Origin of the sequence: Thiothrix eikelboomii, from assembly GCF_900167255.1 — a bacterium.
Taxonomy (GTDB): domain Bacteria; phylum Pseudomonadota; class Gammaproteobacteria; order Thiotrichales; family Thiotrichaceae; genus Thiolinea; species Thiolinea eikelboomii.
In genome coordinates this window covers 43194-61462 of sequence record NZ_FUYB01000004.1, presented here as the reverse complement: position 1 = coordinate 61462, position 18269 = coordinate 43194, and the positions used below count along the sequence as shown (strand labels likewise).

Annotated in this window: 14 protein-coding genes and 2 riboswitches; of the genes, 6 read left to right on the top strand and 8 right to left on the bottom strand. The window is 46.0% G+C overall.

Features of this window, described 5'->3' with window-relative positions; genetic code table 11:
• Positions 1 to 49: 49 nt before the first annotated feature.
• Together B5D50_RS06085 and B5D50_RS06080 are read right to left on the bottom strand one after the other, a co-directional pair.
• Positions 50 to 2116, bottom strand: coding sequence for an Ig-like domain-containing protein (locus tag B5D50_RS06085; protein ID WP_078921699.1), 2067 nt, complete (start codon positions 2114 to 2116; stop codon positions 50 to 52).
• Complete coding sequence (locus B5D50_RS06080; RefSeq protein WP_078921698.1) at positions 2107 to 2361, bottom strand: hypothetical protein; 255 nt, start codon at positions 2359 to 2361, stop codon at positions 2107 to 2109. The genes B5D50_RS06085 and B5D50_RS06080 overlap by 10 nt, the downstream gene beginning before the upstream one ends.
• 284 nt (positions 2362 to 2645) lie before the next feature.
• Positions 2646 to 2729, top strand: a riboswitch (S-adenosyl-L-homocysteine riboswitch).
• Between the two features lie 28 nt (positions 2730 to 2757).
• On the opposite strand from B5D50_RS06080, the gene metK reads away from it, so the two are divergent.
• The 5 genes from metK (at position 2758) to B5D50_RS20040 (ending at position 8975) form a co-directional block, all read left to right on the top strand.
• A complete protein-coding gene (metK, locus tag B5D50_RS06075; protein WP_078921697.1) occupies positions 2758 to 3918 on the top strand; it encodes a methionine adenosyltransferase in 1161 nt (386 codons plus the stop codon).
• Between the two features lie 9 nt (positions 3919 to 3927).
• Positions 3928 to 4018, top strand: a riboswitch (S-adenosyl-L-homocysteine riboswitch).
• 24 nt (positions 4019 to 4042) lie between these two features.
• Complete coding sequence (gene ahcY / locus B5D50_RS06070) at positions 4043 to 5464, top strand: adenosylhomocysteinase (protein ID WP_407701245.1); 1422 nt, start codon at positions 4043 to 4045, stop codon at positions 5462 to 5464.
• Between the two features lie 208 nt (positions 5465 to 5672).
• A complete protein-coding gene (locus B5D50_RS06065; RefSeq protein ID WP_159448587.1) occupies positions 5673 to 6347 on the top strand; it encodes a response regulator in 675 nt (224 codons plus the stop codon).
• A gap of 251 nt (positions 6348 to 6598) precedes the next feature.
• Positions 6599 to 8170: an ATP-binding response regulator gene (locus B5D50_RS06060; RefSeq protein WP_143594271.1), complete on the top strand. Its 1572-nt coding sequence runs from the start codon at positions 6599 to 6601 to the stop codon at positions 8168 to 8170.
• A gap of 142 nt (positions 8171 to 8312) precedes the next feature.
• Positions 8313 to 8975: a hypothetical protein gene (locus B5D50_RS20040; protein WP_143594270.1), complete on the top strand. Its 663-nt coding sequence runs from the start codon at positions 8313 to 8315 to the stop codon at positions 8973 to 8975.
• A 50-nt stretch (positions 8976 to 9025) separates the two neighbouring features.
• On the opposite strand, the gene B5D50_RS06045 is transcribed toward B5D50_RS20040, so the two are convergent.
• The 3 genes from B5D50_RS06045 to bmt all read right to left on the bottom strand — a co-directional run bounded on the left by B5D50_RS06045 (position 9026) and on the right by bmt (position 12714).
• Positions 9026 to 9376 carry a YajD family HNH nuclease gene (locus tag B5D50_RS06045; RefSeq protein WP_078921691.1) on the bottom strand — a complete coding sequence of 117 codons (351 nt, stop codon included), beginning with the start codon at positions 9374 to 9376 and terminating at the stop codon, positions 9026 to 9028.
• A gap of 88 nt (positions 9377 to 9464) precedes the next feature.
• On the bottom strand, positions 9465 to 11564 hold the full coding sequence (locus tag B5D50_RS06040; protein ID WP_078921690.1) for a molybdopterin-containing oxidoreductase family protein: 2100 nt from the start codon (positions 11562 to 11564) through the stop codon (positions 9465 to 9467).
• 97 nt (positions 11565 to 11661) lie between these two features.
• Positions 11662 to 12714 (bottom strand): betaine--homocysteine S-methyltransferase, encoded by a 1053-nt coding sequence (gene bmt, locus B5D50_RS06035; protein WP_078921689.1) that lies wholly within the window; start codon positions 12712 to 12714, stop codon positions 11662 to 11664.
• A 139-nt stretch (positions 12715 to 12853) separates the two neighbouring features.
• On the opposite strand from bmt, the gene B5D50_RS06030 reads away from it, so the two are divergent.
• Positions 12854 to 14167 (top strand): omega-aminotransferase AptA, encoded by a 1314-nt coding sequence (locus B5D50_RS06030; RefSeq protein WP_200807041.1) that lies wholly within the window; start codon positions 12854 to 12856, stop codon positions 14165 to 14167.
• 98 nt (positions 14168 to 14265) lie between these two features.
• Here the strand turns inward: B5D50_RS06030 and B5D50_RS06025 are convergent, their stop codons facing one another.
• The 3 genes from B5D50_RS06025 to B5D50_RS06015 form a co-directional block, all read right to left on the bottom strand.
• Positions 14266 to 14649 carry a hypothetical protein gene (locus B5D50_RS06025; RefSeq protein WP_078921688.1) on the bottom strand — a complete coding sequence of 128 codons (384 nt, stop codon included), beginning with the start codon at positions 14647 to 14649 and terminating at the stop codon, positions 14266 to 14268.
• A gap of 95 nt (positions 14650 to 14744) precedes the next feature.
• Positions 14745 to 15941: an MFS transporter gene (locus B5D50_RS06020; RefSeq protein WP_078921687.1), complete on the bottom strand. Its 1197-nt coding sequence runs from the start codon at positions 15939 to 15941 to the stop codon at positions 14745 to 14747.
• 82 nt (positions 15942 to 16023) lie between these two features.
• The gene (locus B5D50_RS06015; RefSeq protein WP_078921686.1) at positions 16024 to 18240 is read right to left on the bottom strand and encodes a CHASE2 domain-containing protein; all 2217 of its coding nucleotides are present in this window, start codon (positions 18238 to 18240) and stop codon (positions 16024 to 16026) included.
• Between the last annotated feature and the right edge of the window lie 29 nt (positions 18241 to 18269).

The following is an 18269-nucleotide window of genomic DNA, read 5'->3' as shown; positions in this document are numbered from 1 at the left end:
TTGATCAGAGTCAGGCAGACTAGCCTGGAGTGGAACAATGTAAACTCAACTAATTGCGCACAATACTGACATACACTTTAGCGGTGGCTTTTCCGCCGCGCCCATCGCTAATCGTGTAGCTTAGCGTATCATTCCCCGTGCGCTTAGGCTTATAGGTCAAAACTTGATTGGTAATAGTGGCATAGCCACGGCTACCTTGTGTGACTGAGCTAATACTTAGGGTATCACCATCAGGATCATAGTCATTATTCAAAACAGGAATGGTTATAGTTTGCCCTAATACCACTTTAATGGAATCAGCCACTGCTACCGGTGCACGGTTTAACGTCACCAAGGGGGCTTCGGTAACATTGACGGTCACAGTTGCACTCGCACTACCACCCAAGCCATCACTGAGGGTATAAGTAAAGCTGTCAGTGCCTACAAAGCCACTCGCAGGTTGATAAGTCACTCCAGTTGCCGTGAAGCTGACGAGACCATGAGTCGCTTGAGTCACCGTGGTTACACTTAAAGGATCAGCATCTGGATCGGTATCGTTCGCTAAAACATTAACCAGAACACGGCTATTATTCACGACTGTCGCCGTATCCGTATTCGCAACAGGTGCTTGATTGGCTAAAGTAGTGGCAGTGGCTGCAGCGGTACTGGCTGTCATATTGCCGGCTGGATCACGCGCTTTTACCGTAAAGCTATACGCAGTATCAGCGGCTAAGCCTGTCAAGGCAAAATGAGCTGAACTGACCCAACCACTATCGACACAGCCCACGCCACCAGAGGTACACGCAAAATAATACTCTACCTGACCGCTATCATCAGTGGCTGTAGTGGCTGTCATTTGAATACTTGACCGACTGCTAGCCTCCGGTGCAAGCGCCCAAGTCAGCGGATCTGGATTGGGAGCAGTGGTATCTGGCTCGGCTAGAGGTAGGACACCTTCAATAAAATACTGCCCTAAACTTCCGTAATCACTATAATTAGCGCTGCCTATACCCTCTACCGATAGATAGTAAGTACCTGCTGGCAAATTGAGCGTAATCCCGGCATCGGTTTCATCTGCTGGATTACTGCTACTGAGTAAATTACCGGTTGCATCATAAAGATTCAGCGAAATATCTAGATTACCGCCACGCTCCGCTGTTAACTCCCGCAAAGGTGTTGCTTGTAAAACTACCGTACCTGCACCTGAGCTAAAGCTAAACACATCAATATCAGCGCTGGTTTCAATCACACCTTTATTGACTCTTGATAAATCGAGTGGATTAGTCGCAGGTGTCGCTGAAAAGATATGACCGTTAGTATCCACGGTTAAGGGCGTTGCTCCCATACGGGTATTGCTATGGTCATCAAACCGAGTCGTCAGCTTAGCGTTAATGAGGGCAAGATCATCTTGAGTTTGGTTAGCAGAGAGATACTCACCCTTGCTCCATTGTGTCATGTGTTTATAGTAACCCGCCCCCATAATCGGCGCCCAACTGGTAAAATCCGTACCATGTCCAGTGTAATAGCTAGAAGTACTCGTGCCATCATGCGATAGGCCTAAGTTATGCCCCAATTCATGTGAGGCCGCTTCCGCAATATTATCTGGGCCACCAACTTGATTGTAATAAACCAAAGCGGGGGAATAATAAGGATAATTCGTTGAACCCCATACATTCACATAAGCAACACCGCCCGAAGTCTTTGCAGGCATATCCAACCCATTCGCATCCACATTGGCCGTGATTAACAGCCGCCCTGTTTTCGCCCCGAAGCTAGCTGGCAATTCAGTGGTGACATCAATATTGAAAGGGGCATAATCTTCAGCAACTCGCCGCCAAACCTCAGCGATATTGGCTTTTTCAGTCTCGCTAAAACTACTCGGATTAGCGTCTAGATCATAAGGGCGAGCCGTGAAACTAGGGTTCGTGGAGTTATTCCATGCAGTTCCAGTGATGACATGCCCATCAAAATCCAAATAAACCACATTCGCTGCACCCGGATTACTGTGCAATTTAAAAACATCAACTCCAGCGGGTAGGTCAGCCGCTAACATCGAACTACGCGCAGCACCACTCACCGTCGCATTTGGTTCGATAGGATCAGCAATATAAATCCCCCCCTCATCATCTACACGCATAAAGGGCAAATCGCGGTCATGAAATTGGATGCTATCCAACCAAGCTTTAGCTTTTTCCCGTTTTTTACTGGATAAGTATTTAATTTATCTTTTAACGGGCTTTTAGGTAACTCTTGTAATTGGAAAGGATGCCCCAAACCATAACTTCTGCCTTGTTCTTGAGCGGCGATGGTGAGCGGTAACGAGCAAAGAACAGCCGAGGTCGTTAAGCCGCATATAATTTGCGCAAGTTGATGTTTCTTCATGAAGTTGACACTCTTCAATAAGCTTTTGACGAAAGGACGCAGAGCGAAGCTTAGCGCATTAGTTATAATTTTAAATTATTAACAAATCAAATAAGATAATTAAGCTTAAACTGAAGGCTAGTCTGCTCACAAGTACCGTTGAGCGGTTTCTATTAAACTTTCCGAAACCAGCTCAGCCATTAGTTGAGCCATTTGAACGATCAAAAGCAGATGCATCTGCTTTGAGTTTCAGTTATGCTTGCAGGCCATTTTTGAGCGAGTACTGACTAGCCTCAAAAAGCTCGACTGCTGAGGAGCGTTGCGACAGGTTTTCCTGCCAGGCTCAGACAGTTGAAGGACAATTTAAGTAACAACGGCGCTCAGTCATCATTAATAGATTGATTTAGGAGATTGATAATGACTGAGGCGTACTTATTCACCTCTGAGTCTGTATCAGAAGGTCATCCCGACAAAATGTGCGACCAGATTTCCGATGCGATTCTGGATGCGATTCTGGCTAAAGATAAATATGCACGTGTTGCTTGCGAAACCCTGACCAAAACAGGCATGGTGGTACTCGCAGGTGAAATCACGACCACAGCAGAAATTGATTACGAAAATATTGTGCGTGGTGTGGTGAATGACATTGGCTACAATAATTCAGAAATTGGCTTTGACGGTCATACCTGTGCGGTCATCAATGCCCTCGGTAAGCAGTCACCCGACATCGCGATGGGCGTAGACCGTGCTAAACCAGAAGATCAAGGTGCTGGCGACCAAGGTTTAATGTTCGGTTATGCCAGCAATGAAACTGAAGTTTTAATGCCAGCCGCTTTAACCTTTGCCCATCGCATGGTCAAACACCAAGCCGAAGTACGTAAAAATGGTACTCTGCCTTGGTTACGTCCTGATGCCAAATCACAAGTCACCGTTCGCTATGAAAATGATAAAATCGTCGCGATTGATGCCGTGGTTTTATCGACCCAACACAGCCCCGAGATCAGCTTAGACGATTTACGAGTTGCGGTCTTAGAACAGGTGATTTTCCCCGTGCTACCCACTGAATGGTTGCACAAAGATACCAAATTCCATATCAACCCGACTGGTAATTTCGTGATCGGTGGCCCTGTGGGTGATTGTGGCTTAACAGGTCGGAAGATTATCGTCGATAGTTACGGTGGCATGGCGCGGCACGGCGGTGGTGCTTTCTCCGGTAAAGACCCTTCTAAAGTTGACCGCTCAGCGGCTTATGCAGGCCGTTATGTCGCAAAAAATATCGTCGCAGCAGGTTTAGCGGATCGTTGCGAAATCCAAGTTTCTTACGCGATTGGTGTGGCACAACCCACTTCGATCACGGTTGAAACCTTCGGGACTAACAAGGTTGATCATAAGCTGATCACTAACTTAGTGCGGGAGCATTTCGACTTACGCCCTTATGGCATTACCAAAATGCTCGATCTATTACGTCCGATCTATCGTCCAACTGCAAGCTATGGTCATTTCGGGCGTGAAGACTTAGATCTACCTTGGGAACGTACCGATAAAGCAGCGGCGTTACGCTCTGCTGCAGGTCTGTAAGGTCGTCCTCAGCCTGAGGAGCGCTGCAACGGTTAGCCTGTTTAATCGGCTAACCGCTAGGCTCAGGCAATCACTCAATGATTAACTGCGCTCATTCAATTCAAAGTAAACATTCGGAGATTGAATGATGAACGCGAAAGCAAATACCCTCCACGATTATATTGTTGCTGATATGGCCCTCGCGGATTGGGGTCGTAAAGAAATCAAAATCGCTGAAACCGAAATGCCGGGTTTAATGGCGATCCGTGAAGAATATGCCGCTAGCCAACCACTGAAAGGTGCACGGGTGGCGGGTTCTTTACACATGACCATCCAAACTGCGGTACTGATTGAAACTTTAAAAGCGCTCGGGGCTGATGTGCGCTGGGCATCTTGCAATATTTTCTCCACGCAAGATCATGCGGCAGCGGCGATTGCAGCAGCAGGCACTCCTGTTTTTGCTTACAAAGGCGAAACTTTGGAAGAGTATTGGGACTACACCCATAAAATCTTCGAATGGGCGGATGGTGGCACACCCAATATGATTTTGGATGACGGTGGCGATGCAACCTTGCTCTTACACCTCGGTGCACGTGCGGAAAAAGATCTGAGTATCGTCGCTAACCCAACGTCTGAAGAAGAAACTTATCTCTATGCAGCAATTCGTCGCCGGGTGGAAGAGCAACCAGGTTGGTATAGCAAAAACTTAGCCGCCATTCGGGGTGTGACTGAAGAAACCACGACTGGCGTCCATCGTTTGTATCAAATGCATGCCCGTGGCGAACTGAAATTCCCAGCGATCAATGTGAATGACTCGGTTACTAAATCTAAATTCGATAATCTGTATGGCTGCCGTGAGTCCTTAGTGGATGGCATTAAGCGCGCCACTGATGTGATGGTTGCAGGCAAGATTGCCGTGGTAGCAGGTTACGGCGATGTAGGCAAAGGCTCTGCACAAGCCTTACGGGCTTTATCGGCCCAAGTTTGGGTTACAGAGATTGATCCAATCTGTGCACTGCAAGCTGCGATGGAAGGTTATCGTGTAGTGACTATGGATTATGCGGCAGATAAAGCTGATATTTTTGTCACTGCAACAGGTAATTTCCATGTGATCACCCACGACCACATGGCAACAATGAAAGACCAAGCCATTGTCTGCAATATCGGGCACTTCGATAATGAAATTGATGTCGCCAGCCTCGAACAATACGAATGGGATGAGATCAAACCCCAAGTTGATCATATTATCTTCCCAGATGGTAAGCGTATTATTCTCTTAGCTCAGGGCCGCTTAGTGAATTTAGGTTGTGGTACGGGTCACCCTTCTTATGTCATGTCCTCATCTTTTGCCAATCAAACCATTGCACAAATTGAACTATGGACTGAACGTGATTCTGGCAAATATCCGATTGATGTTTACACCTTGCCTAAGCATTTAGATGAGAAAGTGGCGCGTTTACAATTGCGGAAATTGAATGCACAACTCACGCAACTAACTGACTATCAAGCGAAATATATTAATGTTTCGGTAGATGGGCCGTATAAAGCTGATCATTATCGGTATTAATTAGTCATCGTTTAGTTTGCCCGCTATTTCTTTTGAAATGGCGGGTTGCTTTCCTTTTATAAATCACTTCTGTTTTTTACTCTGTAAACATCGCTGGCAAGCACTAGCACTCAAACAACCGATTAATCTAGCATCATTTTTATGGGCATGCACCCTGCCTTAATAAAACAACTATAATTACATTATACTTATACTGATGATACAGAGTATGCAACCGAGGAAAATTCTGCTGGCAGATGATCACTCCTTAATGCGCGACGCCATACAACAGTTGTTATCACGCTCGTTTGCTCAACTCGTATTTGAGTTTTCCAGTAATTTTGTACAAACAGCACACTGCTTGACTGAATGGCAAGAGCACGCCGATTCCCAAACTGCTGTGATTATTCTGGATTTGCGTATGCCAGGAATGAATGGCTTGGATTCAGTTCAAACACTATTGGATTTAGCCTCACCGCATCCAGTCATCATTTATTCAGAACTAGCATCATCAGTCACCTATCATCAATTAATTCACATGGGTGTGTTTGCCGTAGCATACAAATCAAATGATGCAGACGAATTGCTCAATTATGTGCGGACTGCGCTCGATACTGCGAATAATCAAGCAGATGCCCCTCTGTTACCTGTAGATGTGGTTTACTCTAAACAACGACTTCAGCCTACACAGAATGAGTTAAGTCCTCCGAACAACATCGAATTAACCTCACGTCAGCTAGATATGCTTCGTGCCTTGCACGCTGGGCTGCCGAATAAAATGATAGCTCGAGAATATGGCCTAGCCCTAGGGACAGTTAAAAACCATCTGTTTATTTTGTATGAACGATTAGGCGTTAAGAGTCGCAGCGAAGCCTTGAGCAAAACACGGGAGTGGTTTTTATAAGTATTACACTCACTCAAATTTGGCACAAATGGTGCCAACTCGCTTGTTGGGGAGTAGCAGGTGAAGGTGTACTTCAAATAGTAGTGATCGCCCAGTATAAAGATTCGATTTTATCGCTGGTTACTAGCATCGTAGCTAGTTGCTTTTATTGGTATTATTACGACTTTGTACAACATGAGCCAATCTACTTGGGCTTATTAGTTTTTTGGGTTCTGGTGGCTTTGTATTACCACCTTTTGGCTATCAAAATCATGCCACAATTGGCAAGTACAACCACAAATTTAATTGAACTGCCTAACTATATGGGGCTGGCTTTACTTATTAGTGTTGCACAAAGTCTAGCGGTAGCTGGGATTGGTATGCGAACACTAGCGACTAGTTATGACGGCCTCAATAGTCCGAGTGTGTTAGGGATGATCTTGTTTTATATGGGCTTAGTGCTCAATGTGTTCATGTGTCCAGCCTCAATTTTGATTGCTAATCTTACCTTAATTATCCCGCTATTGTTATTTTTTGCTTATCAACCACAAGATGCAGGTGATGTGGCCATTGCGGTATTTTTACTATTATTGATCATCGCGGTTTTATCTTTCGCTCAACTACAAAGGCAGGCTTTTATTAACCAAATTGAGCAAAAGATTCAATTAGAAAAATTGAGTCAAGCGTTAAACCTAGCAAAAGAACAAGCAGAGCAGGCTAATCTAGCAAAATCGTATTTTTTCACTTCTGCTAGCCATGATGCACGCCAACCATTACAAGCCATTAGTTTGCTGAGTGAAAGCTTGCTACGCTCCACACAACTGGTAGCTCATGACCGACAGGTGATTGAGAAAATTGTTGGTAATTTGCACAGCATTCGCAATTTATTCAATCGTGTACTTGATATTTCACACATAGAGTCAGGCAAGATACAAGTAAACAGCCAAGCCATTAACTTAGCACACACCTTTCATACACTAGCTACACAGTATGGTGAAATGGCAACGCACAAAAATATTTGGCTACACGTCAAGCCTACTCATGCTTTTGTGTCACACGATGCTGAGTTACTCCTACGCATCTTGGGAAACTTGATTCATAACGCTATTCAATATACCGAACACGGTGGCGTGTGGGTTGCATACCGCCCACAGCGTGAATGTATCGAGATTAGAGATTCTGGCATAGGCATAGATACCGTCGAGCATAGCCGAATATTTCAAGATTTTTATCAATTGAATAATTCTGAGCGTAATCGTGATACTGGCAAAGGTGTCGGTTTGGGTTTGTCTATTGTACAAAGGCTGGCTGCACTAACTGATACAAGAATCCAACTGGTTTCAGCTTTAGGCAAAGGCACAATTTTTCGTATTTATTGTAAGAAAGCGGATGCGCCCCCTAATACCTATACGATAGCTACACTACCTCAGGCTCAGTTGCAAAGAAATCTATACGCCGCGCTTAGAGGAACACGCCTATTGTATGTAGAGGATGATGCTGAATTGCGTGAGTTATTTAGCCATGAGCTGCAATCATTGGGTATACAGATGGTTAGCTTGGCAAATTTCGCTGCACTCCAAAGCTATATCAAAACACATCCGAATGAAAAGTTTGATGCCTTACTGACAGACTATCGTTTACCTGAAGCGCAAACAGGCACAATAGCAGCCGTATGGTTGCGCCACTACCTACAACAGCCGCTTCCAGTTCTCATACTCACAGGCGATACCCAAGTTCATGCAGAGTCACTGTTAGCGCAACTACAACCCTACTGCTTAGTACAAAAACCAATAAAAATAAATAACTTACTAGAAAAAATTTACTTATTGCTGTATCCGAAATAATTAAAAATCAGGCATATAGGCCGAAAGTTCTAGAACTTATGCCTCATTTTTAACTGAGGTCATCGGGTTTAAACTAAAGCTAGGATCGAACTCAATAGTTGATCACGATCCAAACTCGTTAAATGATTATAGGGGACGCAGCATGAATACCTTCAACACCCAACACTTAGCACTGAAAACAACACTGCTGAGCGCCGTATTAGCCTGTTCGCTGGCTGATTCTGCATGGGCAGCACCTGCGAAGTCATGGAATTTATCCAGAGACATAATGATGAGTTCAAGTGCAAGTTCTTTCGGACCTAACAATGTATGGACACTCATGTATACCCCTAACGGCAATACCAGCCCTTCTGGTTATATCCCATTCAATACTTACACCAACAATTACTCTGGAACGACTCTGCATGGATGGCTGAACGGTAGCGTTACACCCAGTGTATTTCTTGCACCTAGTGACCTACCGGTTAGTGGCGGAACCTACTTTGCTGGTATTGCAATGTTGCATCCATCACCGACACAAGAGGCCGTTGTCCGTTGGACCAGCCCTATTTCCGGTACGATCAAAATATTAGTCAGAGTCTCGGATGCTAATGGTTTTTGCGGTGATGGTGCTTCATGGCAAATTTACAAAAATGCATCACTCAAAGCTGCAGGTGCATTCGCAAATAGCTGGACAGAAGGTCATACGCAAGCACTATCGCTGAAGATGGCCGTAGGCCATAAATTATATTTTAAAGTTAATGCAAAAGGCGCCAACCATCAGTGTGACTCAACTTATATGGATATTTTAATTACTAACCCTTAATGATTGATTGGTGAAACTAGGGCATTAGGCTATGAGCAAATGCTATAGGCCTATTTCCTCTGCATTTTCGCCTTCAAATCCGCAAATGGATTATACTTGGCCTCAGCTGGCCCAGTCGTGCCTGCTGAGCCACCGTAGGCAGCTTCGGTCAGTTTTTGATGTTCATAATCATGGCAATACAAGCATAGTAATTCCCAATTACTACCATCAGATGGATTATTATCGTGATCATGGTCACGGTGATGCACGGTTAACTCTCGCAAATTGCTATGATTAAACTCGCGTGCACAGCGTCCGCACACCCAAGGATACAGCTTTAAGGCTTGCTCACGATAGCCTTTAGCTCGCTCTTCGGCTTGGCGGCGTGCTTTTAAGATAATGTCTTGCTCTTTTGCATTCATGAACTTGCTCCCTCGTTGAGCCTGCAGACTGAGTAGCTACTGCAGCCTACCGATATAAAATTTTAGCTATCTTACAATAGTCGGCCTGCTATACCGACACTTTCTTAAGCTGACATAACAAGGATTTAAAGGGTGGAAAACCACTAATGGGATCAAGGCTTTGATCATCCGTTAGTTCATTAATATTCGCACTATTCCAGCCGTGGAAAGCATGCACAACACCGGGCTTCATCTTGTCGGTCACCTCTGCACGAAATACAACTTGGCCACGCCGTGAACTGATTTCTACCGTATCACCGTTTTGAATCTGACGCTTAGCTGCATCCTGTGGGTGAATCTGCACCCGTGGATAAGGATCAAATTGAAGCAATGCGGCAACATTATGTTGCTGAGAATGCGTAAAGTATTTCTGCCGCCCACCCGAAGTTAATACTAATGGAAAATCAGCCAATAATTCTGGGGTAGACCTCGGACTTTCAGCAGGTTCACGATAAATCGGTAAACCCTCATAACCTTGTTGCTTCAGCTCCACTGAATCGAATTCTATTTTGCCTGTCACCGTCTTAAAACCATTGATCCGCCATTGACGGTCAGCATCCAAAAAGCCACGCTCAACTAACTCTTCAATAATAGGGCTGTAAACCGTTACCCCTTCAGGATTTTCATAGGCTGCTTGGCGCACAGAATCGGGTAAGCCTTCTGCCATTTCTGCCCATGAAGCTTCTAAATCACCGTTCCAGAATTGTTCTGCCATACCTAAACGCACGCCGAGTTCGAGGAAAATTTGCCCATCTGGTTTGGCTTCGCCACGTGGAGCTAAGGCTTGCTGACGATATTTAACCTCCCCCTGATAAGCACAGCCCGGATAAGCAATTAAAGCCGGGCGCTCTAAGCTTGTTGCAGCAGGTAACACCAGATCGGCTTGTAAGGTCGCGGGATTATGAAAAAAATCGGAGACAGCGAAGAAATTCAGCCTACCTAGAGCCTGTTCCATACGTTTAGAATTTGCCCACATCGCGGTATTAATCCCCATCGCCAGCAAGGCACGCAGGGGCTGTGGCTTACCTTCGAGAATGCAATCAGGCATGAGCATACTTTGCCCTGCAGGCCAATATTTCGTCCAAATCGGGAAGATCTCATCGCCAATCCGAGGCGGCAATTCGTTCACGCAGACATCGAATAGCTCAATTGGTTTAGGCAATACTTTATCATTAAAAAAGCGATTCCCTCCCTCGCGGTCAATCATCCCAAGCACGGCTGAGAGCAAAATCATCGCCCGATGGTTTTGGAAACCATTACTATGCTGCACTGTGGAGGTGGGTGACATTGCGATTTGTGAAGGTAACTGGGTCGCAAACATCGCCACCGCAGCGCGTAAATCGGCCTCGTGAATCCCACAAATGTCTGCTACCCGACTCGGAGTAAATTCACGAATATAGTCACGAAAGGTCGCCAAACCATTCGCCCACTCATCCAAAAATGCCTGATCCTGCCAGCCATTTTCAAAAATTAAATGATGAAAACCAAGCGCCAAGGCTCCGTCGGTACCGGGGCGAATTTGCAAGTGAATATCGGCTAACTCAGCAGTTTCGGTACGGCGCGGATCGACCACGATCATTTTGCGCTGTTTTTTCTTTTTGGCGAGGTGATGATTTTCAAAGGGTGGAATCGAGCCAGCGGCATTAGTCGACCAAACCAACACGCATCGAGTCTTAGGCGACTCCACCGTAGACGTGGTTTTGAGTTTATAACCGTAAGTGAGCTTTTCTGCGACCATCGTCGCCGAGAAACAGCAGCCGGACTCAGTAAGGTAATTTGGGCTGCCAAAGGCATGCGCCAAACGTTGCAATTGTGGGCGTGCCTCTTTGGTATAACCTGCAAAAAAACCCACCGCCGGTGCACCGTATGTTGCTTTAGCCTTATTCAGCTCTGCAACAAGGGTATCCAGTGCCTCATCCCAAGAAATCCGCTCAAACTGTCCTGCACCTTTTGCACCAACACGCTTCAAAGGATACAACAAACGCTCAGGATGATACTGACGTTCCAACTGCCTCTGTCCACGTGGGCAATTCGGCAAGCCTTCCACGGCTATCGCTTCTTGTTGTGCGTTCAAAGTCACGGTAAAGGCGCAATTTGCATCACATTCGTAGCAGGTGGTATGTTTGATTGTATTGGGGCTAAGGGTCATAAAAACGTCTCATTGCAGGTACAGCTAGCAATCACCCACTGTTGTAGAGCAGGTAATTATTTGATGCCTCAAGTTAAGCTCAGTTGTTACAAACCACTTAAGCACGCCGCGAACGTTTACGCACTCCACCGCCGCCTAAAGACCCACCCTCCACACTTAAATCACCCGCCAATTGTGCTTGTGCGCCTTTCGACACCGTACCCAAATCGCGCAAGATCACTTCTAAACTCGGCTTTGCTTGGGGGACATGCGCATCCATCGCCGCACGCATCGCTTTAATATGCTCAGGACTAGTGCCACAGCAACCGCCAATAATCCGCGCCCCTGCATCCATCGCTAATTCCACATAACGCGCCATCAGCTCGGGCGTACCGTTATAGACAATCTTGCCATCGACATATTCAGGAATACCGCAGTTGGCTTTAGCGATAATGATTGGCTCTTGCTCCTCACCCGACGCATTAAAGAAATTCAACACTGCCGCCACCACTTCAGACGCGCCTACGCCACAATTCGTCCCACAGGCAATCGGATGCGGATTTAAATTGGGTTGCAGATTAATAATATCCGCTGCGGTCAAGCCCATCATCGTGCGGCCATTGGTATCAATACTTAAGGTATTCACTATCGGCAAACCGACCCGCCCTGCTCCTAATACCGCAGCTTCGACTTCCTCACGAGAGGATAAAGTTTCCAGCCATAAAACATCGACTCCGGCCTCGGCTAAAGCACGGGCTTGCTCTTCAAAAATAGCAGCGGCTTCTGCTATCGACAATGGACCATTCGGCTCTAAAATATCCCCAGTAGGTCCAATCGAACCACCGATTACAATCTCGCGCCCGGCTTGAGCAATTTCCGCTTGCAAAATACGTACAGCCGCCGTATTCAATTCATGCACTCGATCTTGGGCTTGATGCAGCACTAAGCGGCGACGGTTGCCACCGAAGGTATTAGTCAGAATAATATCGGAACCTGCCTCCACAAAGCTGCGATAATGGACAGCAATCCGCTCGGGATATTCAGTATTCCACAACTCAGGGGCATCCCCGGTCATTAACCCCATACTGAATAAATTCGTGCCGGTTGCACCGTCTGCTAATAAAAAGCGCTTTTCAGCCAGCCTACGTAAAAATAAATTAGATTCGGACATTCTCAAACCAGCCTTAAAATCAAACGAATGCGTGCATTCTGGCACAGCTTAGTCAGGGTTACCAACTAACTCGTGACTAAGTTGCCAAGCCCCCTAAGGGTTTGATAGCCTGCAGGCATAACACTACAGGAGCCTGATTGTGAAGCACACCCCCTCTCTCGATGCGCATTGGATGCCATTCACGGCCAATCGCCAATTTAAGCAAAATCCCTATCTGATTAGTCGCGCCGAAGGGGCTTATCTTTACGATCAACACGGTCGCAAATTATTTGATAGCCTATCCGGCCTATGGTGCTGTGGCTTAGGGCATACCCGCACAGAAATCACCCAAGCAGTGGCTGAGCAAATGGGGCGTTTAGATTATTCACCGGGCTTCCAAGTCGGACATGAACTCAGCTTTGAACTCGCAAACCGCCTGATAGAAAAAACGCCCATCGGTTTAAACAAAGTATTTTTTACCTGCTCTGGCTCTGAAGCAGCGGATACGGCTTTAAAAATGGCACGGGCTTATTGGCGAATGGTCGGGCAACCCACTAAGACCCGTTTCATTGGTCGTGGCAAAGGCTATCATGGGGTGAATTTTGGTGGTTTGAGCGTGGGCGGTATTGGCTCAAACCGTAAACTCTACGGTAATCTGCTAGATGCCGACCATCTCAATCATACTTGGCTAGCGGAAAATGCCTTCAGTCGTGGCTTGCCCACCTACGGCGCACATTTAGCCGATGAATTAGAGGAAATCGTTGCTTTAAATGATGCGAGTAATATCGCTGCGGTGATTGTCGAACCGTTCGCAGGCTCGGGTGGGGTGATTGTACCACCACAAGGTTATCTCAAACGTTTACGTGAAATCTGCACGAAGCATAATATCCTGCTGATTTTCGATGAAGTGATCACGGGCTTCTACCGGACTGGCCAATGCTTTGGGTCACAAACCTTTGAGGTCATGCCGGATATGATCAATGTTGCTAAAGGTTTAACTAATGCAGCCATTCCCCAAGGTGCAGTGATTGCACATGAGAAAATTTATAATGCCTTCATGGAAGCAAATTTACCCTTGCATGCCATTGAATTTCCGCATGGTTATACCTATTCCGCGCATCCTGTGGCCTGTGCGGCGGGGATTGCAGCGATGCAGCTTTACGATAGTGAACAGATCGAAGCCAAAGTGAATGATTTAATCCCTTATTTTGAAAATGCCTTACATCAACTTAAAGGCTTGCCGCATTTGGAGGATTTACGCAATTGCGGTTTGGCCGGAGCGATTCAATTAGCGGCCCGCAATGGCGATGGCACGATTCGCCCCCGGGAGGTGTTTGAATATTGTTGGCAGCAGGGTTTATATGTACGGTACGGCGGTAATAATATCTCTCTAGCTCCACCGTTTATTGCAGAAAAATCCGAAATTGATCAGATGTTTAATATCTTAGCTGATGCGATTCGTCAGCTGAAATAAGCGGAGTTTAAAACCTTAGGAATCAGTGAGTCTATTGTTGAGGTCAAGCTTGATCCTTACCTCAACAAGCTCAGCTGGCCTGTATGGACTATGCCCCACTAATGGCGCAGAATTCGCCGATACATTTTGTGATCAATGAACAGAATACGACCACCTGTTGTTTGAATTTGGAGCTTACTCATTTCAAAGCCGCGACTTTCTTCTGGGCGTAAGCTTAACTGATAAGCACCCTGAGGCAGAGCTTCGAAACTATACTGTCCCCGCGCATAAATATCAGGGTACCCACTCACACGAAATTGATTACGTTGAAACTCAAAGGTCAAAGAGGGTTCAACATGGGGCAGCCGTCCCTCTGAATGCCGCCAGACTCCTTGAATTTCTGGAACACCGGTTACTTCCTGAGGGGTTGAACTACAACCGCTTCCCAGCATTAAGCAACCCCAAACTACACTCACTTGCAGACTTTGCGTGACCCGATTCATGCCCCCTATCCGCTCCATAAACAAAACAATAGTTTAAGTTTAGTGCAAAAACCGACATTGATGTAAAAAAACAACATCTTTTATACACAACTTGCCTAAACTCGGTTCGGTAAAGCCCGTGCATATAAAGCAATCAGCAATAACAGCCCACCAAAAACATAATAAACAGCATAAAAAGGCAGTATCAATAAAATAATCGCAATCACTAGGGGCGTGACCAACTCAGACATTTCACGCCAAGTGGAAAATACCATCGTCATTTCAGTGCGCTCATACGGTTTGACGGTACGCATAAAAGGAATATTACCCAGCACATCGACCATTGAAGCCCCCCAAGCACCTGTCCACCAAAATAATAAGCCTAGCTTTTGAGCATCACCTAACACCCCGAGCATCAACATCGAGCCACCACACAGACTTAAACCCACAATCAAGATATTTTTGGTATGGAAACGTTCGGCTAAAGCACGTACCCACGGGCTAAAAAACAACATCGCACAACCGACTGATAATAAAGCAGCCCCTACCCAATTAGGCAAGCCAGCCTCAATAGCATAAATCGGACCATAAATATAAAGCAGCACCCAAAAAATCGCCCGCCCTAAGGTAATTAAATACGAAATCCGTAGGAATTTTTGCCTAAAGAAATGCGGTAACAATGTTAAAGGATGAATAGGCTTACGGGGTTTAGCGGCGACTAACACCGGATTAGTCCCCAAACGTAAATGCCAAAAATAAGCCAGCATAATAACAGCAGCTAAAATGGAGACTAAAAACGCGCTAAACGGCCAGCCGTGATTCCATAGCCAAATACCGACCAACGGCCCTAATAACCAAGCCACACCGTTATACAACATACGTCGCGATTCCGTGCGGGCAAATTCGAGTTTTTTAATATAATCCATGACATACAGTGAAATACACACCGTAAAAATCGAAGCAGCAGCCGAACGTAAACCCACCCCAAGGGCAAATCCCCAATCATTGCCTTTATAAATTAAAATCGAAGAAGCAATCAGTAGAACACCGCCCAAGCTTAATACCCAACGCCGCTGCAGGATTTTTTCTAAGCGACTAAAATTCAGGGTGATAAATAAAGTAATCATCGCGGCGATTAAGTAAGTTTGTGCGACGGCCTCTTTACTACCTAAAGCTTCAAATGCGATCAACGGAATAATGCCGACTAACACCGCACGCGATAAACCCTCAAGGGCAGTTAAACGAGCTAAAGCTCCGCCGGTATCAGTGTCTGCTGCTAAAGCGATCACTCCAGACGGACGTGGAGGTAACATAAGCGAGGCCCCATTTTTGTGAATATTATCTGGAATCAAGCATGGTAACGCTTTCAATGACGACTAGCAAAAGCCTTTGGAGTTAGTGATCCGCTAAATTAATGATCCCATCCCAAGTACTCGGGGCTTGATAAGCGCTTGCTTGCATGCGCTGTAAAATCAAGGCGTAATAGTGGCTTAAGTGCTGATCTGCTAGGGTTTCAAGACTATGTTTAGCTGTCCACCAGTCGCCTACAAAATAAGCCTGCAAAGCCGCATTGTGTTGCGCCAAGTGCAGATGCTCCATCGCACTCAATGCACTGCTTAAACCCAAAGGCTGAAAAATCTTCACGGATTCTTGCCGCCCCCTTACCCTGACATGATCCAGCACTCTAAAGGCTAAGCTAGGGCATAATTGCACCGTCTCTAAACTGACTAAGGTATAAACTTGATAGTATTTAGTCAGCTCTTGTAAGCGTGAGGCTAAATTTACTGCATCCCCCAACACCGTATAAGCACGCCGATACGCTGATCCCATATCACCGACCGTCATCTCGCCGCTATGAACCCCTATCCCTGCCCTCACCTCTTGTTGCAAGCCTAGCTCAGCAAATTGTGGCTGCATCCCTGCTAAAGAACGTTGCATAGCTAAAGCGGCAAGTACAGCGTGTTCAGCATGTGCAGGATCTGGTAAGGGCGCATTCCAAAACGCCATAATCATATCGCCTACATATTTATCAACCGTACCTTGATGCTGAAAAATAATTGAAGTCAGGGGGGTTAAATAAGCATTCAAAAACTGTTGTACTTGGGTGGTCGATAGCTGCTCGGCTAAGGGTGTAAACTGACGAATATCGGAAAATAATACGGTCATTTCTCGCCGCTCACTCTCCATACTGGCTTTGAGCTTAGTATTCGCTAAGAGTTGATCAATATGCTCAGCGGGTACATATTGCCCAAACATAGTTTGAATCCGTTGCCGCTGCCGATATTCTTTAATCAGGCGCTCTAGGCCAAAAAATAGACTTAATGCAAGCACTAAGAATAACGGCGGTAGCAACGGGGTATTCAGGTGCTGATAAGTCCAAAGCCAAGTATTCAAACCCATCACCAAGACCGTTAAAGCCCCACCGAACACCAACATGCCATAAGGTTGCAAATAGGGATAAAGCCACAGCATCGCCAGCCCTAAGCAGAGTAACTCTACTATCACCAGCGCATCCAACCATTCGGGGGTGATAGGGATTAATTCAGGATGCAATAAGGCATAGATTAAAGTCGCCTGTGCCTCTACTCCGGGGAAGCCGGGCTGAAACGGGGTGGAACGTAAATCGGCCAACCCCTTAGCCGAAGTACCGATCAATACAATCGCATCCGTAAATACAGTGGGCAGTGGCGATTGCAATAACTCAGTTGCAGAAAAAGACTGAAATTGCCCGGCCTTACCCAAAAAAGGAATCGCTATTTGTCCGGTCGGATCAGTCCGCAAAGTTTTACCCGCAAACGCCAGATGCGTGATAACACTGACCTGCCCTACTTGAGCAGTACTCAGCTTGAGGGGTTGTTCGTCTGCTAAATACTCGCGCACCGTTTGCACAGCAAGACTTGGATAGAGTTGTTGCTGCCACTCAAGTACTAAGGGCGCTGAGCGAATTACACCATCATCATCAGGAAAAATATTCAAAAAGCCTGTCTGAACCGCAGCCTTAGTTAATTGAGTTAAATTTGCAGTATAGCCCTGCATCACTAAACTGCTAGGCTCAGTACCCGCCTGAACTGGTCCGTCGATAGGAATGGACGCTAACTCACCTTTTTGAAAACTATCGGTTTGATGGAAAAGATAACCCAAAATGACCGTTTTACCGCGCAGCGTATCAGCGAGGTGCTGATCCGCATCCAATTGTTGATAATGGGCTAATAGGTTTTGTCCAATCGGCAGCTTATCGCCCAGTCGCTGTCGAATTTCATCTAGCGGATGCCGTTCTGGCTCAGGAAAGGTCATATCTAAAGCAATCACTGCCGCCCCGGCCGCATGCAAGCGCTCAATCAAACTGGCTAATTTATAACGTGACCAAGGCCATTGCCCCTCAAACTGTAAACTGCGTTCGTCAATATCGACGATTAAAATCGGTGGGTTTTTATGCACTAGCGCCGATGCTGTCAGCCGCATTCTTAGATCATAAGCGAGCGCCTCCATCCGCTGAAACACGATCGGCATAAAACTTAGATGACCTAAATACAACAAGCAGGCACTGATGAGGATAACCAGCCCTGCTAAGCTAATATAAAACTCGCGCCAACGACGCCAAAATTTAACCATTACAAATACTTATTGATTGTGTGGCTTAA

Excerpts from the sequence above, each read along its gene's own strand:
- B5D50_RS06085 (WP_078921699.1), bottom strand. The coding sequence starts at position 2,116 with ATGCGTGTAGATGATGAGGGGGGGATTTATATTGCTGATCCTATCGAA.
- B5D50_RS06080 (WP_078921698.1), bottom strand. The coding sequence starts at position 2,361 with ATGAAGAAACATCAACTTGCGCAAATTATATGCGGCTTAACGACCTCG.
- metK (WP_078921697.1), top strand. The coding sequence starts at position 2,758 with ATGACTGAGGCGTACTTATTCACCTCTGAGTCTGTATCAGAAGGTCAT.
- ahcY (WP_407701245.1), top strand. The coding sequence starts at position 4,043 with ATGATGAACGCGAAAGCAAATACCCTCCACGATTATATTGTTGCTGAT.
- B5D50_RS06065 (WP_159448587.1), top strand. The coding sequence starts at position 5,673 with ATGCAACCGAGGAAAATTCTGCTGGCAGATGATCACTCCTTAATGCGC.
- B5D50_RS06060 (WP_143594271.1), top strand. The coding sequence starts at position 6,599 with ATGCCACAATTGGCAAGTACAACCACAAATTTAATTGAACTGCCTAAC.
- B5D50_RS20040 (WP_143594270.1), top strand. The coding sequence starts at position 8,313 with ATGAATACCTTCAACACCCAACACTTAGCACTGAAAACAACACTGCTG.
- B5D50_RS06045 (WP_078921691.1), bottom strand. The coding sequence starts at position 9,376 with ATGAATGCAAAAGAGCAAGACATTATCTTAAAAGCACGCCGCCAAGCC.
- B5D50_RS06040 (WP_078921690.1), bottom strand. The coding sequence starts at position 11,564 with ATGACCCTTAGCCCCAATACAATCAAACATACCACCTGCTACGAATGT.
- bmt (WP_078921689.1), bottom strand. The coding sequence starts at position 12,714 with ATGTCCGAATCTAATTTATTTTTACGTAGGCTGGCTGAAAAGCGCTTT.
- B5D50_RS06025 (WP_078921688.1), bottom strand. The coding sequence starts at position 14,649 with ATGAATCGGGTCACGCAAAGTCTGCAAGTGAGTGTAGTTTGGGGTTGC.
- B5D50_RS06020 (WP_078921687.1), bottom strand. The coding sequence starts at position 15,941 with ATGTTACCTCCACGTCCGTCTGGAGTGATCGCTTTAGCAGCAGACACT.
- B5D50_RS06015 (WP_078921686.1), bottom strand. The coding sequence starts at position 18,240 with ATGGTTAAATTTTGGCGTCGTTGGCGCGAGTTTTATATTAGCTTAGCA.